Source organism: Pseudomonas sp. NBRC 111138 (assembly GCF_001320835.1).
In the GTDB taxonomy this organism is placed as follows: domain Bacteria; phylum Pseudomonadota; class Gammaproteobacteria; order Pseudomonadales; family Pseudomonadaceae; genus Aquipseudomonas; species Aquipseudomonas paracarnis.
The window spans coordinates 26,031-52,735 of sequence record NZ_BCBO01000014.1; the positions used below are offsets into that span (position 1 = coordinate 26,031).

The window sequence follows — 26,705 nt, forward strand, 5'->3', positions numbered from 1 at the left end:
GCATCGCCCTTTTGCCAGACTGGACTGCCGACCATGAAAATCGTCTCCTTCAATATCAACGGGCTGCGTGCTCGCCCTCATCAGTTGGCGGCGCTGATTGAAAAGCATCAACCGGACGTGATCGGTTTGCAGGAAACCAAGGTCCACGATGATCAGTTCCCGTTGGCCGAAGTGCAGGCCCTGGGTTATCACGTGTACTACCACGGGCAGAAAGGCCACTACGGCGTGGCCCTGCTCTCGCGCAAAGAAGCGTTGAGCGTGCACAAAGGCTTTGCCAGCGATGAAGAAGACGCCCAGCGCCGGTTTATCTGGGGCACCTTCGCCGACGAAAACGGCCACCCAGTGACCATCATGAACGGCTACTTCCCCCAAGGCGAAAGCCGCGACCACCCAACCAAGTTCCCGGCCAAGCAGCGCTTCTATGAAGACTTGCAGCAATTGCTGGAAAGCCAGTTCAGCAATGACCAGGCGCTGGTGGTGATGGGCGACGTGAACATTTCCCCAGAGGACTGCGACATCGGCATCGGCGCCGACAACGCCAAGCGCTGGCTGAAAACCGGCAAGTGCAGCTTCCTGCCGGAAGAACGCGAGTGGATGGCACGCTTGAAGAACTGGGGCCTGGTGGACAGCTTCCGCCACCTCAACCCGGATGTGACCGACCGCTTCAGCTGGTTCGATTACCGCAGCCGTGGCTTTGAGGACGAGCCCAAGCGCGGGCTGCGCATCGACGTGATCTTGGCGTCCACCGGGTTGGTGCCTCGGGTCAAGGACGCGGGGGTGGACTATGATTTGCGTGGGCTGGAGAAACCGTCGGACCATGCGCCGATCTGGTTGGAACTGAGCTGACAGTTGGCTTGGTGAAGATCTGAATGTGGGAGCGGGCTTGCCCGCGAAGGCGGTGTGTCAGTCACCGCACCTGCTGCTGCACTAACGCTTTCGCAGGCAAGCCAGCTCCCACAGTTGATTTGTATTGTGTCGGTCATATGACTGCAATCCGACTGACTTAATCTTCCGGCACTCCCTTTGGCCTAAGAAGGTGCCGGCATGATGCTGCGCGTTCTGTTCCTGTGTTTTGCAATCGCATTCCCCGCCGTGGCGGCCCCTCTGTCCATTCCCGACCAAGGCCCGGCCCTGCGCATCCAGGGCTCCAACACCATCGGCGCGGCACTCGGCCCGGCGCTGGTCAAAGGCTTGATGGAGTATCAGGGCTTGCAGGATGTGCGTGCTGAACCGGGTGCCGGGGGGAATGAGCAGCGCGTGGTCGGCAAGACACGCCAAGGCCAGACGGTCACCATCGAGGTGGCGGCCCACGGTTCCAGCACCGGCTTTGCGGCGCTGAAAAACAATCGCGCCGACCTCGCCGCCGCGTCCCGCCCGATCAAAGACAGCGAGCTGGTGGACCTCGACCCCCTGGGGGACTTGAAAACCCCAGGCGCCGAGCATGTGATCGCCATTGATGGCCTGGCAATCATCGTCAACCCGCGCAACCCGCTCAATAGCCTCAACACCGAGCAATTGGCGCAAATCTTCAACGGCGAGGTCAGCACCTGGGAGGCACTGGGAGGTACAGGCGGGACCATTCATTTATATGCCCGGGATGATCAATCCGGCACCTTCGACACCTTCCGGGAACTGGTGCTGAGCCGCCGCGGCCAACCGCTCGCGCCGTTGGCCAAGCGCTTTGAATCCAGCGAACAGCTTTCCGATGCGGTGAGCCAGGACCCCCAGGGCATCGGTTTTATCGGCCTGCCCTCTGTGCGCCAGGCCAAGGCGGTGGCGATTGTCGACGGCGACTCGCAACCGATGTTGCCGCTGACCAGCCTGATCGCCACCGAGGATTACCCGCTGTCACGTCGGCTGTTCTTCTACTTGCCGCCCTCTTCCCGCAACCCATGGGCCAAGGCGTTGGTGGAGTTTTCCCAAGGCAGCAAGGGCCAGGCGATTGTGGCTGCCAATGGCTTCATCGCCCAGCAGGTGCAAGCGATCGGTGTGGCGCCGCGCCCGCCGATGCCCGACGATTACCAGGCCATCGCCCGAGACGCTCAGCGCCTGACGGTGAATTTTCGCTTCGACGAGGGCAGCGCCAGCCTCGACAATAAGGCGCGCCAGGATGTGCAGCGGGTGGTCGCCTATATCAGAAGCCACGGCAAGCTGAATAAACAGGTGACGCTGGTGGGGTTTGGCGACACCAAGAATGATCCGCAACGTGCGGCGCTGCTATCGAAGTTGCGGGCGATGGCAGTGCGCCGAGAGCTGGTCAAGAGCGGCGTGGTGCTCAAGGATATTCGCGGGTTTGGCGCGCAGATGCCGGTGGCGGCCAATACTGCGGATGAAGGCCGGATCAAGAATCGGCGAGTGGAGGTTTGGGTGTACTGAAGATCATTGAAGATCGTTCCCACGCTCCGCGTGGGAATGCCGCTCTGGACGCTCCGCGTCCGCTCTTGAGAGGGTGACGCAGAGCGTCACGGGAGGCGCTCCCACGCAGAGCGTGGGAACGATCGCAGAGTGTGGGAACGATCATCAGTGTTACTGCCCGCCGCGCATCAATTCCCGAGGCACATATTTGCCAATCTCGAACTTGCCAATCGCCGCACGGTGCACTTCGTCCGGGCCGTCTGCCAGGCGCAGGGTGCGTTGCATGGCGTACATATAGGCCAGCGGGAAGTCGTTGGACACCCCGGCACCGCCGTGCATCTGGATCGCGCGGTCGATGACTTTCAAGGCCACATTCGGTGCCACCACCTTGATCTGGGCGATTTCGCTTTTCGCCACTTTATTACCCACGGTGTCCATCATGTACGCCGCTTTCAAGGTCAGCAGGCGGGCCATGTCAATTTCCATGCGTGAGTCGGCGATCTTGTCGATATTGCCGCCCAACCGCGCCAAAGGCTTGCCAAAGGCAGTGCGGCTGACCGAGCGTTTGCACATCAACTCCAATGCGCGTTCGGCCATGCCGACCGAACGCATGCAGTGGTGGATACGGCCAGGGCCAAGGCGCCCCTGGGCGATCTCGAAGCCACGGCCTTCGCCCAGCAACACGTTTTCATAAGGCACACGCACATTGTCGAACAGCACTTCGGCATGGCCGTGGGGCGCATCGTCGTAGCCGAATACCGGCAGCGGCCGCAGGATTTTCACGCCTGGGGTGTCGACCGGCACCAGGATCATCGAGTGCTGCTGGTGACGCGGCGCATCGGGGTTGCTCAGGCCCATGAAGATCAGGATCTTGCAGCGCGGGTCGCAGGCGCCGGAGGTCCACCACTTCTTGCCGTTGATCACCCACTCGTCGCCCTGGCGTTCGGCGCGGGCGGCCATGTTGGTGGCGTCCGAGGACGCCACATCCGGTTCGGTCATGGCAAAGGCGGAACGAATCTCGCCGCGCAGCAAGGGTTCGAGCCAGCGCTGTTTCTGTTCTTCGTTGGCGTAGCGCACCAGCACTTCCATATTGCCGGTGTCGGGAGCGGAGCAGTTGAATGGCTCCGGGCCCAGCAACGAGCGGCCCATGATTTCCGCCAAGGGTGCGTATTCAAGGTTGGTCAGGCCAGCGCCCAGTTCGGATTCCGGCAGGAACAGGTTCCACAAGCCCTCGGCCTTCGCCTTGGCCTTGAGTTCTTCCATGATCGCCGTGGGCTGCCAGCGATCACCTTCGCTGACTTGGCGTTCGAACACCGGTTCGGCCGGGTAGACATAAGCGTCCATGAACGCAGTGACGCGTTCACGCAGTTCCTGAACCTTGGGCGAATAGGCGAAATCCATGAGCAGCTCCCTTCTCTGAGAGGTTGTTTAGGTCATGCATTCGATGCTAGAACAGCGCTGATAATTTACCTAGCCTATTCTCGCCGTGTATTAACATTCATCACCGATATATGATCGGCGTATGAGCACCTCACAATAAGAGCGCAACGAAATGAATCTGAGCAAGGTCGACCTCAACCTCTTTATTGTCTTCGACGCGATTTACACCGAAGCCAACCTGACCCGCGCCGGCCAGATCGTGGGTATCACCCAGCCGGCGGTGTCCAACGCCCTGGCGCGGTTGCGCGAGACCTTCAACGACCCGCTGTTCGTGCGTACCGCCCAAGGCATGGTGCCCACGCCCATGGCGCAAAACATCATCGGCCCGGTGCGCAATGCGTTGTCGTTGCTGCGCGTGTCCGTGCAGGAAAGCCGCATCTTCAACCCGCAGCAGGCGGCCAAGACCTACCGTATCAGCATGACCGACCTGACCGAGGCCGTGATCCTGCCGCTGCTGTTCCAGCGCCTGCGTCGCCTGGCGCCTACCGTGATGATCGAGAGTTTCCTGTCCAAACGTCGCGAAACCACCAAGGAACTGGCCGCCGGGCGCCTGGATTTTGCCGTGGATGCGCCGCTCAATACCGACCCGCAGGTGCGTCACGTCAAGCTGATGGAAGACCGCTACGTGTGCGCCATGCGCAAGGGCCACCCGATGGCGGGCAAGGATAAATTCACCCTGGATGATTACCTGTCGCTGACCCATATCCATATCTCCAGCCGCCGCAACGGTTTGGGCTATGTGGACCTGGCCTTGGGCAAGATGGGCATTCAACGCAAGATCGCCCTGCGTTCCCAGCACTACCTGATGGCCTATCAGGTGTTGCAACAGACCGACATGGTGATGACCGTGCCCGAGCGTTTCGCCCGTCGTCATGAACTGCACTGGTTCCAACTGCCAGTCAACAGCGTGCCGCCGCTGGAAACCCATTTGTACTGGCACGAAAGCACCGATCAGGACCCGGCGAACCGCTGGATGCGTGAACAGATGATCGAGTTGTGCCAGCAGGTGACGGCCCAGGAAAAGAAAGCCCAGCAGCCTTGACGTTTACGTCAACCTGCAATTAGCTTAGCGCCAAGACTTCCTTGAGCACCGCCATGAGCACCACCTACAGCATCTCCGACCTCGCCCGCGAGCTCGACATCACCACCCGCGCCATTCGTTTCTATGAAGAACAAGGCCTGCTGGCCCCCGAACGTCGGGGCCAGGAGCGCATTTACTCGGCGCGGGACAAGGTCAGCCTCAAGCTGATCCTGCGTGGCAAGCGCATCGGCTTCTCCCTGGCCGAATGCCGCGAACTGATCGAACTCTACGACCCCACCGGCGGCAACCAGATCCAACTCAACAGCATGCTGGCCAAGATCGCCGAACGCCGTGAACAGTTGGAGCAGCAACTGCTGGATATCGAACAGATGAAGCTGGAACTGGACACCGCTGAAGAGCGTTGCACCCAGGCCCTGGCGCAGACCATCAGCCAAGCCGGCCATTGACCAGAAGGTAACTGCCATGTCCCTCCCTTCCCACGTACGCCTGGTTGAAGTCGGCCCGCGCGACGGTTTGCAGAACGAAGCCCAGCCCATCAGCGTGGCGGATAAAGTCCGATTGGTAGACGCCTTGAGCGCCGCTGGCTTGAGCTATATCGAAGTCGGTAGTTTTGTCTCGCCCAAATGGGTGCCGCAAATGGCAGGTTCAGCCGAGGTATTTGCGCAGATCCAGCGCAAGCCCGGCGTGACCTATGGCGCACTGGCACCGAACCTGCGTGGGTTCGAGGATGCGCTGGCGGCCGGGGTCAAGGAAGTCGCGGTGTTTGCGGCGGCGTCCGAGGCGTTCTCCCAGCGCAATATCAATTGTTCCATCAGCGAAAGCCTGGAGCGCTTCGCACCGATCATGGCCGCCGCCAAGCAGCACGGCGTCAGCGTGCGCGGTTATGTGTCCTGTGTGCTGGGTTGCCCCTATGAAGGCGAGATCGCCCCGGAGCAAGTGGCGGCCGTCGCCCGCGAGCTGTATGCCATGGGCTGCTATGAAGTGTCCCTGGGCGACACCATCGGTACCGGCACGGCGGGCGCTACCCGGCGCCTGTTCGAAGTGGTCGGCGCCCAAGTGCCACGGGACAAGCTGGCCGGGCACTTCCACGACACCTACGGGCAGGCCATCGCCAACATCTATGCCAGCCTGCTGGAGGGCATCACGGTGTTCGACAGCTCTATCGCAGGCCTGGGCGGCTGCCCCTACGCCAAGGGCGCCAGCGGTAACGTCGCCACCGAGGATGTGCTGTACCTGCTCAACGGCCTGGGTATCGACACGGGTATCGACCTGGAACGCTTGATTGGCGCCGGCCAGCAGATCAGCCAGGTGCTGGGACGGCCTACGGGTTCCCGCGTGGCGAAGGTGCGTAACGCAGGTGAGTAGCACAGCTGTGACAATGTGTTACCGCACACCGGCATAACGGGTAACGCGGGAACAAAATCCGCCGCACCGACTGAAAGAAAATATTGACCAAAAATACAACTCATTGATTTTAAAGACTTTTAAAAAGTTGGCACGCCTTCTGCTATCTCTATGGCATAACAAGAATAAAAAGCGCCAAACCTAATAAAAATAAGACGAAACGACTCTGACATAACAAAAACAACACGGCAGAGACGCAGCTAACAGATTTTTTTGGAGAAGATGTGCTTCCCAGGGTACGGCATGCCGCAACCCGCAACCGGATAGAGAAAAATAAAACTACCTCAGGTAGCTACCCACTGGTTGGATCGTTTACGAAGAAGCAGGTCAGCGTTCAAAAAAATACGTTTGCTCTTGACCCCGGATGGGGGTCGCCAAAAAAGCGGTACGGGCCACGGCTACCAAAAACAACAACAGGCCGCCCCTCAATAATAAGAAAAGAGCACGCAACGACAAATTAAAGGGGACCTTCGGGTCCCCTTTGTGCTTTCTGGGTTTAACTATTTTGGTGGCGCAGCAGGTTCGCGGGGTATCAGGTAGATGTGGGCCGGCAGTCAGGCCGCCATCGCAGGCAAGCCAGCTCCCACAGGGGGTTGACGTTGTCAGCGCGCTTGCAGCTCCTGGATGGAAATCTCGCGCATGCGAAACTTCTGGATCTTGCCCGTGACTGTCATCGGAAACTCATCCACGAACTTGAAATGCCTGGGCGTCTTGAAATGGGCGATGCGGTCCTTGCACCAGCTCAACAACTCCAGCTCGTTGGCCACTTGACCGGGATGAAACTTGATCCAGGCAACAATCTCTTCGCCATAACGTTCATCCGGGATGCCAACGATCTGCACGTCCGCCACGGCCGGATGAGTAAAGAAAAACTCTTCCAGCTCCCGCGGGTAAACGTTCTCGCCACCGCGAATGATCATGTCCTTGTTACGCCCGGCGATGCACACGTAACCCTGCTCATCCATGGTCGCCAGGTCGCCGGTGTGCATCCAGCCGGCCTCATCGATGGACTCGCGAGTGCCGTCGGGGTTGTTCCAGTAACCGAGCATCACGCTGTAGCCGCGTGTACACAGTTCACCGATCACGCCCCGGTCCACGGTGTTACCGGCCTCGTCGACAATCTTGGTTTCCAGTTGCGGTTGGGTGCGGCCCACCGTGGTAACACGCCGCTCGATATCGTCATCCGCGCCGGTCTGCAGCGACACCGGGCTGGTTTCAGTCATGCCATAGGCAATCTGCACCTCTCCCATGTGCAGCTCATGGATGACCCGACGCATCACCTCGATCGGGCATGTCGCCCCGGCCATGATCCCGGTGCGCAGGCTGGACAAGTCGAACTCGGCTCGGCGTGGGTGATCGAGCAGCGCGATAAACATGGTCGGCACGCCATATAAGCCGGTGGCTTGTTCTTCGGCGACGGCGTTCAGCGTCAGCAACGGGTCGAAGCCGTCATTGGGGTAGATCATGGTGGTGCCGTGGGTGATACAACCGAGGTTCCCCATGACCATGCCGAAGCAGTGATACAGCGGCACCGGGATCACCAGGCGGTCCCCTGCCGTCAGGCCCAGGCTTTCACCGACCATGTAACCGTTATTGAGGATGTTGTGGTGACTGAGGGTGGCGCCCTTGGGGAAGCCGGTGGTGCCGGAGGTGTACTGGATATTCACGGGTTGATCGAAATGCAGGCTGGCCTGGCGGCTGTGCAGGTGCTCGGGCGGCACGCCTGCGCCAAGCGCCGCCAACTGCGACCAGGGCATGAATTCCGGCGGCGGGCTGGGGTCTAGGCTGATGAGGCCGCGCAGCTCGGGTTTCAACGCCTGGAGCATGGCGTGATAATTGGAGCTTTTGAACGAACCGGCGCATACCAGCCATTGGCAGCCGGATTGTTTGAGCACGTAGTCCAATTCACTGCTGCGATAGGCCGGGTTGATATTGACCAGGATCACCCCGAGCTTGGCACTCGCCACCTGGCAGATCAGCCACTCGGCACAGTTAGGCGCCCAGATCCCCAGGCGGTCGCCGGTTTGCATGCCTAGGGCGATGAATGCGCGGGCGTGCAGCTCAACTGTCTCGGCCAGCTGCCGCCAGGTGTAGCGCTGCTGCTGGTGACGCACCACCAAGGCTTCGCCATCTGGATGCTGAGCGACGGTGCGATCGAATGCCTGGCCAATGGTCATGGCCAGCAAGGCCTTGTCCTGGGAGCCACGGCTGTAACTCTGGTTCGGTTGATCCATAACGACCCCTGTTATCTTTTTTGTAGGTTGACGTATACGTAAACTACGATTGACAGCGCCGCAACGCAAGCTTACGTTAACGTAAAGGTGAGCGCCCTCCTCCCGCGCCCTGCCCACACAACAACAAAGCTCACATTAAGGTGCCTGTCCATGAGTTACCCGTCCCTGAACTTCGCCCTCGGCGAGACCATCGACATGCTGCGCGACCAGGTGCAGTCCTTCGTGGCCAAGGAGATCGCACCGCGCGCGGCCCAGATCGACATAGATAACCTGTTCCCCGCCGACCTGTGGCGCAAGTTCGGCGACATGGGCCTGCTGGGCATCACCGTGCCCGAGGAATACGGCGGTGCTGGCCTGGGTTACCTGGCCCATGTGGTGAGCATGGAAGAAATCAGCCGTGGCTCGGCCTCGGTGGCGTTGTCCTACGGGGCGCACTCCAACCTATGCGTCAACCAGATCAACCGCAACGGCAACCACGCACAAAAACTCAAGTACCTGCCCAAGCTGATCAGCGGCGAGCACATCGGCGCCCTGGCCATGAGCGAGCCGAATGCCGGTTCCGACGTGGTGTCGATGAAACTGCGCGCCGACAAGCGCGGCGACCATTACGTACTCAATGGCAGCAAGACCTGGATCACCAACGGCCCGGACGCCCATACCTATGTGATCTACGCCAAGACCGACCTGGAAAAAGGCCCCCACGGCATCACCGCCTTCATCGTCGAGCGCGACTGGAAAGGCTTCAGCCGCAGCAATAAATTCGACAAGCTGGGCATGCGCGGCTCCAACACCTGCGAGCTGTTTTTCGACGACGTCGAGGTACCCGAAGAAAACATCCTCGGCGTGCTCAATGGCGGCGTGAAAGTGTTGATGAGCGGCCTGGACTACGAGCGCGTGGTGCTCTCCGGTGGCCCTACCGGGATCATGCAGGCATGCATGGACTTGATCGTGCCCTACATCCACGACCGCAAGCAGTTCGGCCAGAGCATCGGCGAATTCCAATTGATCCAAGGCAAGGTTGCCGATATGTACACCCAGCTCAACGCCAGCCGCGCCTACCTCTACGCGGTGGCCCAGGCGTGTGAACGCGGCGAGACCACGCGCAAGGACGCTGCGGGCGTGATCCTCTACAGCGCCGAGCGCGCCACGCAAATGGCCCTGGATGCGATCCAGATTCTGGGCGGCAATGGCTATATCAACGAATTCCCCGCCGGGCGCCTGTTGCGTGACGCCAAGCTCTACGAAATTGGTGCGGGCACCAGTGAGATTCGGCGGATGTTGATCGGTCGCGAACTGTTCAACGAAACCCGCTGAAGGAGCACGCCCATGGCCACCCTGCACACCCAGCTCAACCCGCGCTCGGCGGAATTTTCCGCCAACCGCGCGGCGATGCTTGAACAGGTCGACGCCCTGCACAGCCTGCTAGCCCACGTCCATCAAGGTGGCGGCGCCAAGGCCCAGGAACGCCACACGTCACGCGGCAAGCTGTTGCCCCGCGAGCGTATCAACCGTCTGCTCGATCCGGGTTCGCCGTTTCTCGAGCTGAGCCAACTGGCCGCCCACCAGGTGTATGGCGAAGACGTCCCGGCTGCCGGGGTGATTGCCGGCATCGGCCGGGTGGAAGGCGTCGAATGCATGATTGTGGCCAACGATGCCACGGTCAAAGGCGGCTCCTATTACCCGCTGACCGTTAAAAAACACCTGCGCGCCCAGACCATCGCCGAGCAAAACCGCCTGCCGTGTATCTACCTGGTGGACTCCGGCGGCGCCAACCTGCCGCGCCAGGACGAGGTGTTCCCCGACCGTGAGCATTTCGGGCGGATCTTCTTCAACCAGGCCAATATGAGCGCCCAGGGCATTCCTCAGATTGCCGTGGTGATGGGCTCGTGCACCGCCGGCGGCGCCTACGTGCCGGCCATGGCCGACGAAGCGATCATGGTGCGCCAGCAAGCCACCATTTTCCTTGCCGGCCCGCCGCTGGTGAAGGCCGCCACCGGTGAAGTGGTGAGCGCCGAAGACCTGGGCGGTGCCGATGTGCACTGCAAGGTCTCCGGCGTGGCCGACCACTATGCCGACAGCGATGAGCACGCCCTGGCGCTGGCGCGGCGCAGCGTGGCCAACCTCAATTGGCGCAAGCAAGGTGAGCTGCTGCAACGCTCGCCGGTGGCGCCGCTGTACAGCAGCGAAGAGTTGTACGGCGTGATCCCGGCGGATGCCAAGCAACCCTTTGATGTGCGCGAAGTCATCGCACGGCTGGTGGACGGCTCGGTGTTCGATGAGTTCAAGGCCCTGTTCGGCACGACCCTGGTGTGCGGCTTTGCGCACTTGCATGGCTACCCGATAGCGATCCTGGCCAACAACGGCATCCTCTTCGCCGAAGCCGCGCAAAAAGGCGCGCATTTTATCGAACTGGCCTGCCAGCGCGGGATTCCGCTGCTGTTCCTGCAAAACATCACCGGCTTCATGGTCGGCCAGAAGTACGAAGCCGGCGGCATTGCCAAGCACGGCGCCAAGCTGGTCACCGCCGTGGCGTGCGCCAAGGTGCCGAAATTCACCGTGATCATCGGTGGCAGCTTTGGTGCGGGGAACTATGGGATGTGTGGCCGCGCCTACGACCCGCGCTTTTTGTGGATGTGGCCCAACGCACGCATCGGCGTGATGGGGGCCGAACAGGCCGCCGGGGTGTTGGTGCAGGTCAAGCGCGAACAGGCTGAGCGCGCTGGCAACGGTTTCAGTGCCGAGGAGGAGGCCGCGATCAAGCAGCCGATCCTCGACCAGTATGAAACCCAGGGCCATCCCTACTACTCCAGCGCGCGCTTGTGGGATGACGGCGTGATCGACCCGCTGCAGACCCGTGACGTGCTGGCCCTGGCCTTGTCCGCCGCACTGAACGCCCCCATCGAGCCGAGCCGCTTCGGCGTGTTCCGCATGTAACCTGTAGGAGCGCGCCTGTTGTGGCGAGGGAGCTTGCTCCCGCTGACTGCGCAGCAGTCCCGGCTTTTTTGGGGGCGCTGCGCACCCCAGCGCAAGCAAACTTGCTCGCCACAACAAGCTCGCTCCTACAGGAGGCCTCTCATTATCATGGAGCTCCTTGCATGAGCGACTTCAACACCCTCGAACTGATCACCGACCGCCGTGGCTTTGCCACGCTGTGGCTCAGCCGCGAAGCCAAGAACAACGCGTTCAACGCCGAGATGATCCGCGAGCTGATCCTGGCCCTTGACCGCGTACAAGGCGACCCGTCCCTGCGCTTCCTGGTACTGCGCGGGCGTGGCAAGCACTTCAGCGCCGGTGCCGACCTGGCCTGGATGCAGCAATCGGCCGAGCTGGACTACCACACCAACCTGGACGACGCCCGGGAACTGGCAGAGCTGATGTACAACCTGTCCAAACTGAAAATCCCCACGCTGGCGGTGGTGCAAGGTGCGGCCTACGGGGGCGCGCTGGGCCTGATCAGTTGCTGTGACATGGCCATCGGTGCCGACGACGCGCAGTTCTGCCTGTCGGAAGTGCGTATCGGCCTGGCGCCGGCGGTGATCAGCCCGTTCGTGGTGCAGGCCATCGGCGAACGCGCTGCCCGTCGTTATGCACTCACAGCCGAGCGGTTCGGCGGCCAACGCGCACGGGAGATCGGCTTGCTGGCGGAAAGTTATCCTGCCGAGAGCCTGGATCAACAGGTGGACCAGTGGGTCACCAACCTGCTGCAAAACAGCCCGGCGGCCATGCGTGCCAGTAAGGATTTGCTGCGCGAAGTGGGCAACGGTGCCCTCACCCCCGCGCTGCGCCGCTATTGCGAAAACGCCATTGCGCGCATCCGGGTGAGCGCCGAGGGCCAGGAAGGTTTGCGTGCATTTCTGCAAAAACGTGCGCCAAGTTGGCAAACCCAGGAGCCGCGTTCATGAGCACACTCAACACCGTTCTGGTGGCCAACCGTGGCGAAATCGCCTGCCGGGTCATGCGTACCGCCAAGGCCATGGGGTTGACCACCGTGGCTGTGCACAGCGCCATCGACCGCGATGCCCGCCATAGCCGTGAAGCCGATATCCGCGTCGACCTGGGCGGCAGCAAGGCCACCGATAGTTACCTGCAAATCGACAAGCTGATTGCCGCCGCCCACGCCAGCGGCGCCCAGGCGATTCACCCCGGCTACGGCTTCCTCTCGGAAAACGCCGGCTTCGCCCGGGCCATCGAGGCGGCAGGCTTGATCTTCCTCGGCCCGCCCGCCTCGGCAATCGACGCCATGGGCAGCAAATCCGCGGCCAAGGCCTTGATGGAAACGGCTGGCGTACCCCTTGTGCCGGGTTATCACGGCGAGGCCCAGGACCTGGAGACCTTCCGCGCCGCCTGTGAGCGTATCGGCTACCCGGTGCTGCTCAAGGCCACGGCGGGTGGCGGTGGCAAGGGCATGAAAGTGGTCGAGGACGTCAGCCAACTGGCCGAAGCCCTGGCTTCCGCCCAGCGTGAGGCGCTGTCGTCGTTCGGCAACGGGCAGATGCTGGTGGAGAAATACCTGCTCAAGCCGCGGCATGTCGAGATCCAAGTGTTTGCCGACCAGCAGGGTCATTGCTTGTACCTCAATGAACGCGACTGCTCGATCCAGCGTCGTCATCAAAAGGTCGTGGAAGAAGCCCCGGCACCCGGCTTGAGTGTCGAGCAGCGCCGGGCCATGGGCGAAGCGGCCGTGCGCGCTGCCCAGGCCATCGGGTATGTCGGCGCAGGTACGGTGGAGTTTTTGCTGGATGCCCGTGGCGAGTTTTTCTTCATGGAGATGAACACGCGGCTGCAGGTGGAGCATCCGGTGACCGAAGCGATTACCGGCCTCGACCTGGTGGCCTGGCAGATCCGGGTTGCCCAGGGCGAGGCGCTGCCGATCACGCAAGAGCAGGTCGCGTTGAACGGTCATGCAATTGAAGTGCGGCTGTATGCCGAAGACCCGGCCAATGACTTTCTGCCGGCCACCGGGCACCTGGCGCTGTACCGCGAGTCCAGCCCGGGCCCTGGACGCCGGGTGGATAGCGGCGTCGAGCAAGGCGACAGCGTGTCGCCCTTCTACGACCCGATGCTCGGCAAGTTGATTGCCTGGGGTGAAGACCGCGAACAGGCGCGCCTGCGCTTATTAAGCATGCTGGATGAGTTTGCGGTCGGCGGGCTCAAGACCAACCTGGGCTTTTTGCGGCGCATCATCGGGCACCCTGCGTTTGCCGCGGCCGAGTTGGATACCGGGTTTATCCCGCGCTATCAGGGTGAGCTGTTGCCGACGCCAGGAGCCTTGAGCGATGAGTTCTGGCAAGCGGCGGGCTCGGCGTTTATGCAGAGCTTGCCGGTGGGTGACGGGCCTTGGGCAAGTCACCAGGGCTTTCGCGTGGGCCTGCCTGCCGAAGTGTCGCTGCACCTGAGCTGCAATGGGCAAGATCGGTTGGTGATACTGACCGGGCAACCGTCTCAGTTATGCGGCGAACAGTTGCTGACTGAACATCAGGGCGTGCGCCGTGCTCATCTGGCGGTGCGCAGTGAAGGCCGCCTGTACCTGCGTTGGGACGGCGAGATGCATGCCGTCAGCCTGTTCGACCCGATTGCGGCGGTCGAGGCCAATCAATCCCATCAGGGCGGCCTCACCGCCCCCATGAACGGCAGCATCGTGCGGGTGCTCGTGGAGGTGGGCCAAACCGTTGAGGCTGGTACTCAACTGGTGGTGCTCGAAGCCATGAAGATGGAGCACAGCATCCGTGCGCCCCACGCCGGGGTGGTCAAGGCGCTGTTCTGCCAGGAAGGTGAAATGGTAGCCGAAGGCAGCGCGCTGGTGGAGCTTGAAACGGCCGACTAGAACTTCGCCGTGGCTTGCACCACCACACCCAGGAGGCGGCAGCCGTCGCTGAGCAGCACCTTGGGGTAAGTGGGGTTGAGCGGCACCAGGTAGTGCTGGCCGCTTTCTTCCTGCAATTGGCGAAAGGTGGCCTGGGGGTTACCGGCCCATTGGGCCACCACCAGCCTGCCGGGCTCGGGTGCGATGGCCGGGTCAACCAGGATCATCATGCCAGCCGCAATACTCATACCCGTGGGGGCGGTCATGGCGTCTCCCGTCACCGGCAACCAGAATGCCTCGCCTCGGGCGTGGTAATCGGTCAATTCGTAGCGCTCGGTTCTATAAGGCGCACGCTCCTCACGCAGCTCGCAGGCCTGCTTCCAGTCGCTGACCGGGTAGCGGAAATACGGATTGTAGTGGGGGCCCAGTTCCGGCACTTGCGCGGCCCGTTCACGAATCTCCAGCGCCACCTCCAAATACCCCAACCCCAGTTCGGCGAGCACACGGTTCATGTCCGCCAGGCTCGGCACACGGCGTTTATTGAGCCAATGGCCGACGCCGCCCTGGGACATGCCCAGGCGCCGCGCCAGTTCATCCTGCGTGACCTTGCGGTCTTTCATGTTGGCCTTGACCAACGCTATCCAGTTATCCATGGTGCATCACAATACGGCGCCCGTTTTTGCGGGCAATAAACAGTTTGTAGTAATCCATAAAACGACAGGAATACGATACGTACTATGATCAAGCCCAAGGATTTCGACACCCACCGGAGTATTGCCGCTTATGACGACCCGCACGCACCCAACGCCCGAACTGACTGAAGTAAACGACATGTGCAACAGTGGCGCGGCCCAGCGCGCACTGGACTACTACTTGAAAGAAAATCGGTCGACGCCGGATTCGGACGGGGCCATGTTCGCGATCAAACCCGAAGTCAGCCAGGAGGAGGCCCTGATACACGCCTCGGACCTGTTGCGCAGTGCAGCGGCAACCGCCTACGAGTCGGCGTGCAGCCATCAGGGCAACCAGCGCGACCTGGCGTTTTCGGTGGTGTATTTGATCGATATGGCGAAGGCGATGGTGGAGCGGTCGTTGCAAGCACCAGGAGCGGCGGCAAACGCTTAGCAGGTATGAAAGAAAAATATTTCTATCCCACGGATAAAAACATTTGACTTGCAAATGATAATGATTATTATTGGGCTCAGCTGATCGCGAGATCAGTCGATAGACCAAGAGACCTTAGGTCGGACTCTTGGAATATCTCCTCATCAGGCTAATCACGGTTTTTGACCCGGCTCTTTGGCCGGGTCTTTTTTTTGCCAGTTTTCCTGGCATGGCTTCAGGCTAATGAAGACTGTGTGTTGCTTGATGGCGCGCATGGTAGCAAAAGACTATCGCCCAAAGAAAGTCGTCCGAGTGCTCTAGCGCGTATCTCTGCGAATTAGCGCTTGAGAATCAATCTCATAGACTCTAAGCTGCGGCGGCGTCACGGATGACGCCCCCTCCCCTGCAACAATTTTTGCATCCAGGTTTTACCGAACGCCTGTGTAAGATAGCCGCCACATCACTCATATTCAGGCAACCAGACTATGACCGTGGCCTTGACCTCCATCAAGATCAGCACCGACTTCGACAGCGGCAACATTCAGGTCCTGGATGCCAGCGACGCTTATCAGTTGTTGCTGGCAATCAAACCCGACACCCGCAGCGATCACTACCAATGGTTCCACTTCAAGGCCGAAGGCATGCACGTGGGGCACACCCATACCTTTCGCTTGAGCAACGCAGGGCGCTCGTCCTACAAGCATGCCTGGAGCGGCTACAACGCCGTGGCGTCCTACGACCATATCAACTGGTTCCGGGTACCGACGCGCTTTGATGGCGAGATCCTGCACATCAACCTCCAGACCCGGGAAAAGCACGCCTGGTTTGCCTACTTCGAGCCCTATAGCCGTGAGCGCCATGACTGGCTGATCGAGCAAGCCCTGAAGTACGCCGGGGTCACCCTGCTGGCCACCGGCAAGAGCGCTGAAGGCCGCGATATTCAACTGCTGCGCCGAGGCAAAGGAATCGAGGGCCGGCGCAAGGTGTGGATCATCGCCCAGCAGCACCCCGGTGAGCACATGGCCGAATGGTTTATGGAGGGCGTGATTGAGCGCCTGCAAAAGGACGGCGACGACGAACTGAAAAAACTGCTGGCCGTCGCCGATCTGTACCTGGTACCGAACATGAACCCGGATGGCGCCTTCCACGGCCACCTGCGCACCAACGCCATGGGCCAGGACCTGAACCGCGCCTGGCAGAGCGCCAGCCAGGAACTCAGCCCCGAGGTCCTGTTCGTCCAGCAACAGATGGAAAAGTACGGCGTGGATATGTTACTCGACATCCACGGCGATGAAGAAATCCCCTACGTGTTCACCGCAGGCTGCGAAGGCAACCCTGGCTACACCCCGCGTATCGAAGCCCTGGAAAAACACTTCCGCAGCCATTTGAGCCACCTGACACGAGACTTCCAGACCACCCACGGCTACACCCGCGACCTGCCCGGCCAAGCCAACATGACCCTGGCCTGCAACGCGGTAGGAGAAAAATACGACTGCCTGTCCCTGACCCTGGAAATGCCCTTCAAGGACAACGACGACGCGCCCAACCTGCGAACTGGCTGGTCAGGCGATCGTTCAAAACAGTTGGGCAAGGACGTGTTGAGCAGCGTCGCTGATATCGTCGGGCGTTTGCGCTAACCCCCGAGGCGAGCTCTTTGTGGCGAGCGAGCTTGCTCGCGCTGGGCCGCATAGCGGCCCCATGAAAATCACTGCCGGATCACCTGACACACCGAGCAGGCTGTTTTGGGGCTGCTTCGCAGCCCAGCGCGAGCAAGCTCGCTCGCCACAAGAGCGGTCAATCCTTGCTGCCGGTCATGCTTTGCAAGACACCGTCGCGGCGGATCAAACCGTGGAACAACGCGGCCGCCAGATGCACCAGCACGGTGAGAAACAGCAGATAGGCCAGGTAGCCGTGAGCCTTGCGCAACAGCGCGAACAACGGCGCATTCGCCCCCACCAGCGCGGGCAGTTGCAGGTTACTGCTGAGCATCACCGGGTCGCCAGCCGCTGAAATCATCGCCCAACCCAGCAGCGGCAACACCAGCATCAAGGCGTACAACAGCACATGGGAGGCCTTGGCTGCGAGCCTTTGCCACACCGGTAAATCCGCTGGCAACGGCGGTTGGCGCGTCGAGAAACGCACCGCCAGGCGCACGATCACCAGCGCCAGAATCGCAATGCCCAGCGGCTTGTGCAGGTGGATCAGCCACTCATGGCGCTCCGACACCGACGCCGCCAGACCCGCGCCGATAAACAGCATGGCGATGATCATCAACGCCATCAGCCAGTGCAACACGCGCGCCAAGGGCGCAAAGAACCGTGGTTGAGCATTCATGGCTTCGACTCCTGAGGGGCGCTGTGCAACGGGCTGACTTCACCGGCGCGGCGCAGGTACGAACTGGCATACGCGGCCGAACGGGCGGCCAGCAAGGGGTCGTTGGAGGCTTGGATACCACTGGGCAGAATCAGCGGGTCAAAGTTGATATCGCGGCAATCACCATCTGCCTGGGGCTGGCTGCTTTGCAGCACCAACGTGCCGGCGTTGAGGACCTTGTGCGCGCCGGTCCAGGTCTTGCTTGCGTCGTCCAGCGGGTCGCCGGGGTTGGCCAGGGTCATGTTCAACTGCCAACGCAATGGCCCGGCGGCCAGGCGTCGCACCAAGTCCTGCTCGAGGAAGTCACTGCCAGCAGGTGCGGTATCACCCGCCGCGTCCTGGCTCTGGGGCACCACCTCCCAACGCACGGCCTGGCGCGTACCATCGGCAGCCACCAGGTAAAACGCGTTGATGCCGTTATAGGTTTCAGTCGCATAACTGGCCGATGGCTTGGCGGTCTTGACCCAGGCCAGGAATGGCGCTGTCTCGGGGTGTGCGGCAAAAAACGCCGGCATGCTTGACGGGTTCGGCTTGCCGGTGGCCGGATCTGGCGCGCCGGCCTTGAGCAACTGGTAAAACGCCTCGGGCGTGCCCACTGGGAACACCGGCATGCTGTTCATCCCCGTCCGCCATTGCTGGCCGTTGGCCTGGCTGAACTGCACGGCGAAACTGCGAATCGGCACACTGCTGTCCGGTGCGTAGGGGTTGCCGCTGGGCAAGGCAAAGCGGCCGATGATCGGAGTCTTGGCCTCGCTGAACACCTGGGCGTTGGAATAGGCACGGGCCTCGGTACTGCTCTCGAAATAACCCGCCACGCATACGCCCTTGGCATGGTTACGGCGAAAGCCCGGATGCACGCCGTTATTGGTTTCCAGGGCATTGACCAAGGTTTTTGGCCGCAGGCGTTGTGGGTCGAGCGTGCCATTGACGTAGGCAAATGCCCCGGCAACAACCGCAACCACGGCACCGATGCCGGCAAGTCGTGCGATCAGGCTCGCAGTGCTCAATGGAGGACGGGGGGGTGATGAGTGATCTACCATGCAGGAACTCCAGGGCCAGAGGCCTCAGGCTGAAACATAAGGTCGGAGCATTAAGACGAACGCCGATTGGCTCTATTCCCAGGCCCTGGATTTATTTTGCGGGACGGGGAATAACCTTCAACGCCAAACGTCTCTCTAGTCCCAGCGTAGTGACCAGCCAGACGCCCATGCATGAACTCGACGAACAGTTACGTGAACTCATTCCCAGGTTGCGGCGTTTTGCCGTGTCCCTGACGCGCAACAGCAGCAGCGCCGATGACCTGGTGCAATCGACCCTGGAGCGCGCCATCGTCGCCTGGGCCGATAAACGTATCGAGGGCGATCTGCGCGCCTGGCTGTTTTCGATCCTCTACCGCCAGTTCCTCGACGCCCACCGCCGCAACCGCCGCTATGCGCGCATGCTCGAATTCTTCACCGGCCGCGATGACGTGCAACCTTCGGTGGAACGCACGGTGCTGGCCCAATCCACCTTGCAAGCCTTCGACCAACTGAACACCGAACAGCGCGCCCTGTTGCTGTGGGTGTCCGTCGAGGGCTTGAGCTACAAGGAAGTGGCCGAGATCCTCAAGGTGCCCATCGGCACAGTGATGTCACGCCTGTCCCGCGCACGCCAAGCGCTGCGTCAACTCAGCGATGGCGAAATGACCGGCCCTGCCCTGCGGAGACTCAAATGATCAGCCTGCCCCCCAGCGAACGCGATTTACATGCCTACGTCGATCACCAATTGCCGGACACTGATCGCCGTGTGCTTGAAACCTGGCTGGCCAGCCACCCCGAAGTGGCGGCCCAGGTACAGGCCTGGCAACAGGATGCGCAGTTGCTGCGTGCGTCGTTGAGCGGCGCCCTGCAACAGCCGCACAACCCGGCATTGGACCCGGCGCTGATTCGCCAGCGCATCAAGAAACAGTCCCGTCGGCACTTGGCCACGGCGGCGTTGTTGCTGATCGCCGTGAGCCTCGGCGGGGTTGGCGGTTGGCACGCCCGTGAAGCCACCCAGCCGCCACTGTTGCCGATGACCGACGCCATGCAGGCTTACCGCCTGTTTGCCCAGGACGGCATCATGCCCGCCGACTACAACGCCCAGGACCGCGGCACTATGCAGGCCTGGCTCGACCGTTACTTCAACCAGGCCCATCGCCTGCCCGACCTGAGCCAAGCCGGTTTCAAACCGGTCAGCGGGCGCCTGCTCACCACCGACCAAGGCGCGGCAGCCATGGTGCTGTACCAGGATGCGCAAGGCCGGCGCATAAGCTTCTATATCCGCCCGCCGGGCCCGAACAACGGTTTCCTGCCTCGCGGCAGCCGCAGTGCCGATGGCTTGCAGGCCGACTACTGGTCGGGCGGCGGCTACAACTACGCGATGGTCAGCCCGGTGGATCAGGCCGTCGCGTTGCAGACGCCATTCTAGAAACCGACGTCCAGCACCACGTTATCCAGATAGGTGCCAGCCGGTGGCGTGGGCTGGTCGGTGTAGACCTTGGCATTGTAGTTGTACACCTGGCTGCCATTACCCAAGCCGTTGCCGGGATTGACCTCGGCCGTGGAGCTGGCCCGCCGCGCCGCGCCGACACTGCCCCAACGCGTGGTGCCGGCGCTTTTGAAAATGTCATAGGCCAGGTAATTGCCGCCGGAAACCATACGCCGCCGGCCGCCGACACTCACCGGGTTCTGGCCATCGCTCAAGCCCACGGTATAGGCGCTGCCCTTGGTGCAGGCGATGTTGATGGTCTGCCCGCTCACCGCAGTAAACCCGCTGACCACCGGCGCGCTGCCGAAGCTGATATTCGGGGCAGTGATCTGGCAGTCGTTGGTCACGGTCATGCTGACGGTCAGGGACGCCGTGCCACTGCCGGTGTCACGTCCCAGGCAAATGCCGCCAAGGCCGATCCCCGAGCAATAATTCCACACCCAGGCGATGCTCAGTGTCTCGGTGTACACCCCGGCGGCGACGTTGCTGCCGGTGATGCTGCTCAGGTACAGCGGTACGGTTTTCGCGCCGGGCCCTGCGATCAGGCCAATGCTCTGGGCGATGCCGCCAGCGCCGCCGAAATCGAATTGGCTGCCACGGGTGATGGGATAGCTGGTGCTGTTGTTGCCATAAATCGTATAGCTGATCACATCACCGGTCGGCCCGACCATACCGGTCTGGGGCGAGGTGATCGTGGCGTAAAAGTGATCGGTAGACACCAGCAGCGATATCAGCGCCGAGGTGCAACTCAACCCTGAGTTGGCCGTAGAGCTGGTTTGCGCGGCGGTGCGCACCGTCATCGAACTGATCGAACCAAAACTGGCTGGCACGGTGGACACCACCGAACACGCCGCCATCGCCTGTCCGCAAAACAACAAACCTACGCCATATAACCCTACGCAGCCCCTCACCTGAACACTCCCTGTTCGATCCCTCATTGGCACACTAATGGCCCGATCAAGGGCACGTCCTGTTGCTGCTCATCAATATCAAATGTCGCCTGGCAGGTGCGGCCCTCACCGAGGGTGACCTGCAAGGTGTTGTGCGCGCTGAGGTTTTCCAGATACACCAGGCCATCCCAGCCGACCACTGCTTGGGTGTTGCTTTGCTCGTGCACTACCAGGCTGCCCAGCGGCAACTCCTGATGCTGGCGGTCCACCAGAGTGATGCTTGCAGCGAGCACCCGGCGCAGGGGGAATTCCAGCAGGTAACCGCTGCCACGGCGTACCGATACGCGCTGCTCAACATTGGGGCTTTGCACATTCGCCGGCAGGTTCAAGGGGTCGATCTCGTATTTGCCGCGGTAATAGGCACTGCTCCACGGCACCAGCAAATGGCCGTTGCGGTCGGTCTGGCCCACCAGTTGGTTTTCGTAGCGCACCGGAATCCCGGCAAAGCCTTGGGTGCTCACTACCACAAAGGCGTCATTGATGCGGTTGGCGGCAAAGGTTTCGCCGCCCATCCACACCAGCGAGCCGCTGGCATCGGCCCAGCGCGTCATGGCCTCACTGCTGCCGTACACGCCGGCCTGCAACTGCACCGACTGCAAGCGCCAGGTCAGGTCGGCCTGTCGATAGCTGGGGGCATCGCCCTGGGCATAGCCGAGGTTATAGCCCACCCCGCCTTCGCTGGGCACCGCGCGGCTGTAGTTGATGCGCTGGCGACTGGCGCCATCCTTGCTGCGCTCGGTGCTCAAGGCCAGGCTGCCGTTGAGGTCGAACGGGATGACCAGTTGCGCCTGCATGGCCCAGTTACTGTCACCGATTTCGCGGTTGGCTGACAGATAAAAGCTGGTGTTGCGCCACAACGGTTTGCTCCAACTCAGGTTGAGCAGGCGCGTGCGCGAGTCGTCCGCCGCCTGCACGTCGAAATAGCCCAGGCCCAGGCTGCCGAAACGTTGAAGGTTGAGGCTCAAGGTCACCTGCTCGCTGCGCTTGCTGAGGCTGGCGTATGGGGTATCGACCAGAGTCAGGTCGGCGTAGTCGTCGCGACGTTCCACCCGTTGGTACATAAAGCTGTAGCGCGTGCTGTTGTACTGGTAACCGAGGCTCAGTTGCTGGCCCGTGCGGCTGTCGAACTGGCTCTGGCTGAGGGCGGTATTGAGCACGCCGAAGTTGCCCAGGCGCAGGTTGCCACCGAGCCCGCCGAGGGTCAGGTCGCTGGAGGCTTCAGCGTGGCTCTCCAGAGTCAGGTTATCGGAATAGCCATAGCGGAACGTGCCACTGGCCACGCCCGGTCCGTAGCCGAAGTCCCGTAGGGTGTAGTCACGGCGCAAAGTACCGGCGGCCAGCGAAAAGTCCGTCAAGCCTTGTTGCAGCAAAGTGCTGGTGACGTAGAACGGTACCGTGGTCGACACTTGGCGGCCCAGGGCATCGGTGGTGACCACCACGGCCTCGCCGGCACCGTTGATGAATGGGATGTTGGTCAGGGTGTAGGGGCCGGGTTGCAGTCGCGCGCTGTCGGATTTGTAGCCGTTGATAAACAGGTCCACCGACGAGGGCACCGCCGCCTCACCGGCAAACTGCGGCAAGGGGTACGTGACCAGGTCGGGGCGCACGGCAAAATCCCGGGACAGTTGCACCCCGCCCAGGCGCACCGAGCTACTCCAGGGCAGCGCGCCACTGATCACGTCGCCGGCCTCGTAGGTCAGCAGGCGCTCATCGTCGGAAAAACGCCAGGTGGTGTCGTAACGTCGGTAACCATTGTCGAGGGTGCCGCTGCTGATTCCATCGGACAGGGTCTGGCGCAGTTGCCCGGTGTTGGACAAGGTGCCCCAGGTGTCGAACAGCCGTACTTCGTTCCAGGCCGCGAGGTAACTGCCGCCATCGTCGGTGTCATTGAAATACACGTCATAGTTGAGCAAGGCGCCGAAGCTGCTCATGGCCTGGGTACGCGGATAGGTATTGCGGTTGCCGATGAACTGTTCCTGCAGCCAGGAGGGCGGCACATCCAGCAGCAGGCGCTGGCCGTTGCTGTCGTAGTCGCTGTGCAGGCCCGGCACTTGTTCTAGGGCCACACTGCCGACGGGCTCACCGGGCAGTTTCATGCCCACTTCCTGCAACGCGCTGGCCGGCACAAACAGCTGGCCGGCGCGTTGCTCGACCGCGATGACGCGGCCGGTGTCCATCTGGTTGACCACCAGTTCCAGAAACAGCTGTGCATCGGCAACTGCCTCCATGCTGCCGGGCGGCGGCGGCAGGTCGCCCGCCATCGCTGCGCCCCACAGCCCGCTTGCCACTGCCACCGACGGCCATAAAACCCGAGCCCAACCACGACTCACCATGGCGTTGTGTCCTTCAATGGACATCTCCATCCTGTTAAAACCCGGGCGTGTGCCCGTTGCGCTACATAACGGTTATCGCTTGGGCGCCAGGCTCTCCAGTTGCGGCGCGCCGTTGACCCGGACCTGCAACGGCTGGTCGGCCGACACGGCATCCGGCACCGGCCAGCGCATGCTCGCGCCCGGCAGCACATAGCCGAGCAAGCCGTCCACCAACGGCCGGGTCTGTCCGCCCTGTTTGAATGACGCATCGGTAAGCCGCGCATGCACGGCGCCCTGGTTGCGCACCTCGATGTAGTTGCGCCCTGCCACGTTGACCTTTTGCCAGCTCAACTGCGGCTTGCCCGCGCCCTTGGGGTCACGTTGGCGGGTGGCGTCGTCCTTGCTCCACAGGCCAGCGCCGTAGGCAAACAATGGCACCGAATAGCGCATCTGAAAGCGAATCGCCGCTGCCGTGTTCTTGCCCTCCGGCGGTGCTGGCACCTGCAGCGCCGAGGGGATTTCGTCAATGATGATGCGATAGGCCAACTCCTGCCCCGGCGGTACCTCCCGGGTGCGGGTCAGGCGCACCAGTTGCTTCTGGCCCGGCTCAATCTTGGCCACCGGCGGGCTGCCGATCACATCGCGCTGGTTCTGGTACTGCTCGTCGAAACCGTTCTGGCTCCAGGCAAACACGCGGATCTGCAGGTTGGCGGTCTCGGTGCCACGGTTCTCCAGCCACAGCGCGCTGGCCTGTTGGTCAGCCTCCAGCACCGGGTCGATGGGCCAGATCAGCACCGAACTGGCCGCCTGTACAAACCCCGCCGAGCACAACGCCCCCAAGGCGAAACCCGCGGTCCATAACCGTCGCAAAGCACAACCCATGACACCCCTCCTTAAACCGTTAGCCCTACCACGTCAGCTGCACCTGCAGCGTGTCGCTGTACGTCCCCCCAGGCTGATTGCCCGGTAAAACCACCCGCCCGTAAATCGGCAGGCTGATGTTGCTCGCATCGCTGTAGGTCACGCTGACGCTCTGGTTGATGCCCAGGTTCTGGCTGAACGCCGCATCGCGAAACAATTGGTAAGCCACCCGCGCGCTGCCACTGTTGAGCTGCAAATTGCGTCCGGTGCTGCTGTACAGGCCGCCATCCACGCTCATGCTCAGGGCCACGCCCGGCGTGCATTGCAGGGTTACCCCGCCAGTGAGAGCCGCTGTGACCGTGCTGGTGGCCAGGGCCGAATAGCTGCCGTAGGCCAAGGTGCCGTAGTTGGCGCCGCCGCCCACAATCAGACAGCCCGGCGTGATGGTCGCACTCACCTGGAAGCTCTGGTTGACCACCGCCGACAACGGCAACGGTATCGCCAGGCCGATGGCGAGCAACACCCTGGGCCACATCGTTAGAACGTCAGTTCCACGGCCACGGTGTCGGTGTAGGTGCCCGCCGGCAGGCCCGCTTTGCCCACCGCCCGGCCGTAAAGGTTGACGGTCTGCGCCACGCCGGTACTGGTGGCGAGTGTCACCACGCCGTCAATCGCCAATAACGCTGAACGCCCGCTGTCAGTGTAGAAATCGTAAGGCACGAAGTTACCCACGCCATCGGCCAGCGCACGAGTACCACCGGGGGAAGCACCATCGTGGGCGCCGGCACGCACCTTGATCGTTGGCGCGGTGCCAGCCGAACACAGGATCGACAACGCGCCGCCGGTACCGGTGCCGCCGAGCAACTGGGCGTCGGCATTGGTAAACAGGCTGTTGGTGGTACCGAAGTTCAAGCTACCGAAATTCAGCCCGGTGGCCGCCCCGGAGCCGTTGACCTGGCAACTGGCGATCAAGGTCAGGCTGGAACTGATCTGCCCGGTCACCGTGGTCGCCGCGTTCAGGCTGGACGCCAGCCCCAGGCCCAGGGCGCAGAGGCCGATTCGCGATACAAGTACATGCATGATATCCATCCTCATGGTTTACCAATCCAGAGTCACCGTCAGGGTGTCTGTGTAGATGCCGGCCGGTAGGGCCCTGGTATTCGCCACCACGGAACCGAATACCGGGATCGGTACCTGGGTGCCCTGGGTCACGACGAAATTGCGTTGCTGGCCGATCCTGTAGGCACTGCGCCCCTGAGCATCAGCCGACAGTCGATAAGGAATGGTCTGGCGGCCATTGCTCAGGCGCCGCGTGGTGCCGTCGCCATTAGCGCCGCCGTCGATGGTCACCGTGAAACTGCTGACCACCGAGGGGTTGCAGGACACCGACAGCGGCGCCTTGTCAGCATCGGAAATCGACGCGCCCAGCGTGTTGCTCCAGGTCGGCCCCTGGCTGCCGAAATCCATTAGCGCCGTGCCGCCCTCAGGCGTGACCGGCGCGGTTTCCACGTCTTTGCTCACTTCGCAACTGGCGGTGATCACCAAACGCGCGTGGACCTGGCCGTTGACCACCGCCGCCTGCGCGTCATCCGCCAGCAACAGCAGGCCACCCAGGGCCGTCACAGCCAGGTAGCGGCTTACCATGTGACCGTGACCTTGAGCAGGTCGGAATAACGGCCGACAGCGGGAATGCCTTTGAGCGGTTCGATGCGGCCATACAGCGGCAGGTCGACAGAGCCGGTGTCCGGCACGCGGCCGCTGATCGGCACGTCCACCGGCAAGGGGATCAGCCGCGCGGCGTCGGCATAGATTCGATAGGGGATGGGCCGACTGGAGGGCGCCGGATTGGCGAGATAACGCACTTCGCCGACGCCGCCATGCAGGCCGCCGTCAACGCGCATTTGGTAAGGCGTGTCGGGGTTACATTCCAGGCGCGGCTGGCGCTGGCTGATCAGGGCCGCACTCAGCGGGCCGGCCGGGTCATCCAGACGCGGGCCGCTGCCGAAATCCAATACGCCAAGTTGCTCGATGCCCGCACTGCGGGTGGTGCCCACCAACTGGCAACCCCGCTGCACGTCGATGCGCACCTGCACCTGGAGTTGCGCAGCAAACACCGTGTTGCAGAGCATCGTGCCCATGACAGCCAATACCGCCGGTCCCTTCACAGCCCCAATTCCTTATACAGGGGTGACAACTGTGTATGAGGTTAGCCAGTTAACACGAAAGTGCCAGTTTGCAAGGCTTGGGGCCCTTCACTATTGGTCAAATGGCATCGGGCGTCCTACAGTGAGCGACCACCGTAATACAGAGTGTTTATTC

Annotated in this window: 25 protein-coding genes; 13 read left to right on the plus strand and 12 right to left on the minus strand. The window is 61.9% G+C overall.

The features are described 5' to 3' along the window. Positions 1-33 precede the first annotated feature (33 nt). A complete protein-coding gene (gene xthA, locus APH41_RS02930; protein ID WP_034127912.1) occupies positions 34-846 on the plus strand; it encodes an exodeoxyribonuclease III in 813 nt (270 codons plus the stop codon). Between the two features lie 198 nt (positions 847-1,044). Beyond that, positions 1,045-2,376: a substrate-binding domain-containing protein gene (locus tag APH41_RS02935; protein ID WP_054917327.1), complete on the plus strand. Its 1,332-nt coding sequence runs from the start codon at positions 1,045-1,047 to the stop codon at positions 2,374-2,376. Between the two features lie 150 nt (positions 2,377-2,526). On the opposite strand, the gene APH41_RS02940 is transcribed toward APH41_RS02935, so the two are convergent. After that, a complete protein-coding gene (locus tag APH41_RS02940; RefSeq protein WP_034127914.1) occupies positions 2,527-3,756 on the minus strand; it encodes an acyl-CoA dehydrogenase in 1,230 nt (409 codons plus the stop codon). A gap of 151 nt (positions 3,757-3,907) precedes the next feature. Here APH41_RS02940 and APH41_RS02945 point away from each other — a divergent pair, with 151 nt between their 5' ends. From APH41_RS02945 to APH41_RS02955, 3 genes are read left to right on the plus strand one after another with little or no spacing between them, the layout of a single operon-like run. Beyond that, positions 3,908-4,837 carry a LysR family transcriptional regulator gene (locus APH41_RS02945; RefSeq protein ID WP_034127915.1) on the plus strand — a complete coding sequence of 310 codons (930 nt, stop codon included), beginning with the start codon at positions 3,908-3,910 and terminating at the stop codon, positions 4,835-4,837. Between the two features lie 53 nt (positions 4,838-4,890). Continuing rightward, positions 4,891-5,283 (plus strand): MerR family DNA-binding transcriptional regulator, encoded by a 393-nt coding sequence (locus tag APH41_RS02950; protein ID WP_003192195.1) that lies wholly within the window; start codon positions 4,891-4,893, stop codon positions 5,281-5,283. A 16-nt stretch (positions 5,284-5,299) separates the two neighbouring features. Beyond that, a complete protein-coding gene (locus APH41_RS02955) occupies positions 5,300-6,202 on the plus strand; it encodes a hydroxymethylglutaryl-CoA lyase (RefSeq protein WP_014718953.1) in 903 nt (300 codons plus the stop codon). Positions 6,203-6,843: 641 nt separating this feature from the next. Here the strand turns inward: APH41_RS02955 and APH41_RS02960 are convergent. Then, the gene (locus tag APH41_RS02960; protein ID WP_054917328.1) at positions 6,844-8,475 is read right to left on the minus strand and encodes an AMP-binding protein; all 1,632 of its coding nucleotides are present in this window, start codon (positions 8,473-8,475) and stop codon (positions 6,844-6,846) included. 150 nt (positions 8,476-8,625) lie between these two features. Here APH41_RS02960 and APH41_RS02965 point away from each other — a divergent pair, with 150 nt between their 5' ends. From APH41_RS02965 to APH41_RS02980, 4 genes are all read left to right on the plus strand, one after another. Further along, on the plus strand, positions 8,626-9,789 hold the full coding sequence (locus APH41_RS02965) for an isovaleryl-CoA dehydrogenase (protein WP_019819448.1): 1,164 nt from the start codon (positions 8,626-8,628) through the stop codon (positions 9,787-9,789). A gap of 12 nt (positions 9,790-9,801) precedes the next feature. Next, entirely contained in the window at positions 9,802-11,409 is a 1,608-nt protein-coding gene (locus APH41_RS02970) for a carboxyl transferase domain-containing protein (protein WP_054917329.1), read from the plus strand. 161 nt (positions 11,410-11,570) lie between these two features. Then, positions 11,571-12,377, plus strand: a complete 807-nt coding sequence (locus APH41_RS02975; protein ID WP_034127920.1) for a gamma-carboxygeranoyl-CoA hydratase — start codon at positions 11,571-11,573, stop codon at positions 12,375-12,377. Beyond that, positions 12,374-14,299, plus strand: a complete 1,926-nt coding sequence (locus APH41_RS02980; protein ID WP_054917331.1) for an acetyl/propionyl/methylcrotonyl-CoA carboxylase subunit alpha — start codon at positions 12,374-12,376, stop codon at positions 14,297-14,299. The genes APH41_RS02975 and APH41_RS02980 overlap by 4 nt, the downstream gene beginning before the upstream one ends. On the opposite strand, the gene APH41_RS02985 is transcribed toward APH41_RS02980, so the two are convergent. Then, the gene (locus APH41_RS02985; RefSeq protein WP_054917332.1) at positions 14,296-14,931 is read right to left on the minus strand and encodes a LexA family transcriptional regulator; all 636 of its coding nucleotides are present in this window, start codon (positions 14,929-14,931) and stop codon (positions 14,296-14,298) included. The genes APH41_RS02980 and APH41_RS02985 overlap by 4 nt on opposite strands. A 178-nt stretch (positions 14,932-15,109) precedes the next feature. On the opposite strand from APH41_RS02985, the gene APH41_RS02990 reads away from it, so the two are divergent. Both APH41_RS02990 and APH41_RS02995 read left to right on the plus strand, forming a co-directional pair. Continuing rightward, complete coding sequence (locus APH41_RS02990) at positions 15,110-15,403, plus strand: DUF6124 family protein (RefSeq protein WP_054917372.1); 294 nt, start codon at positions 15,110-15,112, stop codon at positions 15,401-15,403. 464 nt (positions 15,404-15,867) lie between these two features. Then, on the plus strand, positions 15,868-17,019 hold the full coding sequence (locus APH41_RS02995) for a M14-type cytosolic carboxypeptidase (protein WP_054917333.1): 1,152 nt from the start codon (positions 15,868-15,870) through the stop codon (positions 17,017-17,019). A gap of 157 nt (positions 17,020-17,176) precedes the next feature. Here the strand turns inward: APH41_RS02995 and APH41_RS03000 are convergent, their stop codons facing one another. Both APH41_RS03000 and APH41_RS03005 read right to left on the minus strand, forming a co-directional pair. Continuing rightward, on the minus strand, positions 17,177-17,716 hold the full coding sequence (locus tag APH41_RS03000) for a cytochrome b (RefSeq protein WP_032896571.1): 540 nt from the start codon (positions 17,714-17,716) through the stop codon (positions 17,177-17,179). Further along, entirely contained in the window at positions 17,713-18,795 is a 1,083-nt protein-coding gene (locus APH41_RS03005) for a catalase family peroxidase (RefSeq protein ID WP_054917334.1), read from the minus strand. Before APH41_RS03005 ends, APH41_RS03000 begins: the two co-directional genes overlap by 4 nt. 167 nt (positions 18,796-18,962) lie before the next feature. Between APH41_RS03005 and APH41_RS03010 the strand changes: the two genes are divergently transcribed. Beyond that, positions 18,963-19,469 (plus strand): sigma-70 family RNA polymerase sigma factor, encoded by a 507-nt coding sequence (locus APH41_RS03010; protein WP_034127925.1) that lies wholly within the window; start codon positions 18,963-18,965, stop codon positions 19,467-19,469. Next, the gene (locus APH41_RS03015; protein ID WP_054917336.1) at positions 19,466-20,203 is read left to right on the plus strand and encodes an anti-sigma factor; all 738 of its coding nucleotides are present in this window, start codon (positions 19,466-19,468) and stop codon (positions 20,201-20,203) included. Before APH41_RS03010 ends, APH41_RS03015 begins: the two co-directional genes overlap by 4 nt. On the opposite strand, the gene APH41_RS03020 is transcribed toward APH41_RS03015, so the two are convergent. From APH41_RS03020 to APH41_RS03050, 7 genes are all read right to left on the minus strand, one after another. Next, positions 20,200-21,201, minus strand: coding sequence for a spore coat U domain-containing protein (locus tag APH41_RS03020; RefSeq protein WP_177333544.1), 1,002 nt, complete (start codon positions 21,199-21,201; stop codon positions 20,200-20,202). The genes APH41_RS03015 and APH41_RS03020 overlap by 4 nt on opposite strands. Beyond that, the gene (locus APH41_RS03025; protein ID WP_054917373.1) at positions 21,198-23,546 is read right to left on the minus strand and encodes a fimbria/pilus outer membrane usher protein; all 2,349 of its coding nucleotides are present in this window, start codon (positions 23,544-23,546) and stop codon (positions 21,198-21,200) included. Before APH41_RS03025 ends, APH41_RS03020 begins: the two co-directional genes overlap by 4 nt. A 72-nt stretch (positions 23,547-23,618) precedes the next feature. Then, positions 23,619-24,407 carry a molecular chaperone gene (locus APH41_RS03030; RefSeq protein WP_014718967.1) on the minus strand — a complete coding sequence of 263 codons (789 nt, stop codon included), beginning with the start codon at positions 24,405-24,407 and terminating at the stop codon, positions 23,619-23,621. A gap of 25 nt (positions 24,408-24,432) precedes the next feature. Beyond that, on the minus strand, positions 24,433-24,921 hold the full coding sequence (locus APH41_RS03035; RefSeq protein WP_034127929.1) for a spore coat U domain-containing protein: 489 nt from the start codon (positions 24,919-24,921) through the stop codon (positions 24,433-24,435). A 2-nt stretch (positions 24,922-24,923) separates the two neighbouring features. Beyond that, entirely contained in the window at positions 24,924-25,466 is a 543-nt protein-coding gene (locus APH41_RS03040) for a spore coat protein U domain-containing protein (RefSeq protein ID WP_003192220.1), read from the minus strand. Positions 25,467-25,484: 18 nt separating this feature from the next. Next, positions 25,485-26,030: a spore coat protein U domain-containing protein gene (locus APH41_RS03045; RefSeq protein ID WP_054917341.1), complete on the minus strand. Its 546-nt coding sequence runs from the start codon at positions 26,028-26,030 to the stop codon at positions 25,485-25,487. Next, a complete protein-coding gene (locus APH41_RS03050) occupies positions 26,024-26,515 on the minus strand; it encodes a spore coat U domain-containing protein (protein ID WP_156359020.1) in 492 nt (163 codons plus the stop codon). Before APH41_RS03050 ends, APH41_RS03045 begins: the two co-directional genes overlap by 7 nt. Between the last annotated feature and the right edge of the window lie 190 nt (positions 26,516-26,705).

Excerpts from the sequence above, each read along its gene's own strand:
- APH41_RS02995 (WP_054917333.1), top strand. The coding sequence starts at position 15,868 with ATGACCGTGGCCTTGACCTCCATCAAGATCAGCACCGACTTCGACAGC.
- APH41_RS03020 (WP_177333544.1), bottom strand. The coding sequence starts at position 21,201 with ATGAGGGATCGAACAGGGAGTGTTCAGGTGAGGGGCTGCGTAGGGTTA.
- APH41_RS02940 (WP_034127914.1), bottom strand. The coding sequence starts at position 3,756 with ATGGATTTCGCCTATTCGCCCAAGGTTCAGGAACTGCGTGAACGCGTC.
- APH41_RS02980 (WP_054917331.1), top strand. The coding sequence starts at position 12,374 with ATGAGCACACTCAACACCGTTCTGGTGGCCAACCGTGGCGAAATCGCC.
- APH41_RS02990 (WP_054917372.1), top strand. The coding sequence starts at position 15,110 with ATGTGCAACAGTGGCGCGGCCCAGCGCGCACTGGACTACTACTTGAAA.
- APH41_RS02945 (WP_034127915.1), top strand. The coding sequence starts at position 3,908 with ATGAATCTGAGCAAGGTCGACCTCAACCTCTTTATTGTCTTCGACGCG.
- APH41_RS02970 (WP_054917329.1), top strand. The coding sequence starts at position 9,802 with ATGGCCACCCTGCACACCCAGCTCAACCCGCGCTCGGCGGAATTTTCC.
- xthA (WP_034127912.1), top strand. The coding sequence starts at position 34 with ATGAAAATCGTCTCCTTCAATATCAACGGGCTGCGTGCTCGCCCTCAT.
- APH41_RS02965 (WP_019819448.1), top strand. The coding sequence starts at position 8,626 with ATGAGTTACCCGTCCCTGAACTTCGCCCTCGGCGAGACCATCGACATG.
- APH41_RS03010 (WP_034127925.1), top strand. The coding sequence starts at position 18,963 with ATGCATGAACTCGACGAACAGTTACGTGAACTCATTCCCAGGTTGCGG.
- APH41_RS03035 (WP_034127929.1), bottom strand. The coding sequence starts at position 24,921 with ATGTGGCCCAGGGTGTTGCTCGCCATCGGCCTGGCGATACCGTTGCCG.
- APH41_RS02955 (WP_014718953.1), top strand. The coding sequence starts at position 5,300 with ATGTCCCTCCCTTCCCACGTACGCCTGGTTGAAGTCGGCCCGCGCGAC.
- APH41_RS03015 (WP_054917336.1), top strand. The coding sequence starts at position 19,466 with ATGATCAGCCTGCCCCCCAGCGAACGCGATTTACATGCCTACGTCGAT.
- APH41_RS03030 (WP_014718967.1), bottom strand. The coding sequence starts at position 24,407 with ATGGGTTGTGCTTTGCGACGGTTATGGACCGCGGGTTTCGCCTTGGGG.
- APH41_RS03045 (WP_054917341.1), bottom strand. The coding sequence starts at position 26,030 with ATGGTAAGCCGCTACCTGGCTGTGACGGCCCTGGGTGGCCTGCTGTTG.
- APH41_RS02935 (WP_054917327.1), top strand. The coding sequence starts at position 1,045 with ATGATGCTGCGCGTTCTGTTCCTGTGTTTTGCAATCGCATTCCCCGCC.
- APH41_RS02975 (WP_034127920.1), top strand. The coding sequence starts at position 11,571 with ATGAGCGACTTCAACACCCTCGAACTGATCACCGACCGCCGTGGCTTT.
- APH41_RS03040 (WP_003192220.1), bottom strand. The coding sequence starts at position 25,466 with ATGCATGTACTTGTATCGCGAATCGGCCTCTGCGCCCTGGGCCTGGGG.
- APH41_RS02950 (WP_003192195.1), top strand. The coding sequence starts at position 4,891 with ATGAGCACCACCTACAGCATCTCCGACCTCGCCCGCGAGCTCGACATC.
- APH41_RS03050 (WP_156359020.1), bottom strand. The coding sequence starts at position 26,515 with ATGCTCTGCAACACGGTGTTTGCTGCGCAACTCCAGGTGCAGGTGCGC.
- APH41_RS03005 (WP_054917334.1), bottom strand. The coding sequence starts at position 18,795 with ATGGTAGATCACTCATCACCCCCCCGTCCTCCATTGAGCACTGCGAGC.
- APH41_RS03000 (WP_032896571.1), bottom strand. The coding sequence starts at position 17,716 with ATGAATGCTCAACCACGGTTCTTTGCGCCCTTGGCGCGCGTGTTGCAC.
- APH41_RS03025 (WP_054917373.1), bottom strand. The coding sequence starts at position 23,546 with ATGGTGAGTCGTGGTTGGGCTCGGGTTTTATGGCCGTCGGTGGCAGTG.
- APH41_RS02985 (WP_054917332.1), bottom strand. The coding sequence starts at position 14,931 with ATGGATAACTGGATAGCGTTGGTCAAGGCCAACATGAAAGACCGCAAG.
- APH41_RS02960 (WP_054917328.1), bottom strand. The coding sequence starts at position 8,475 with ATGGATCAACCGAACCAGAGTTACAGCCGTGGCTCCCAGGACAAGGCC.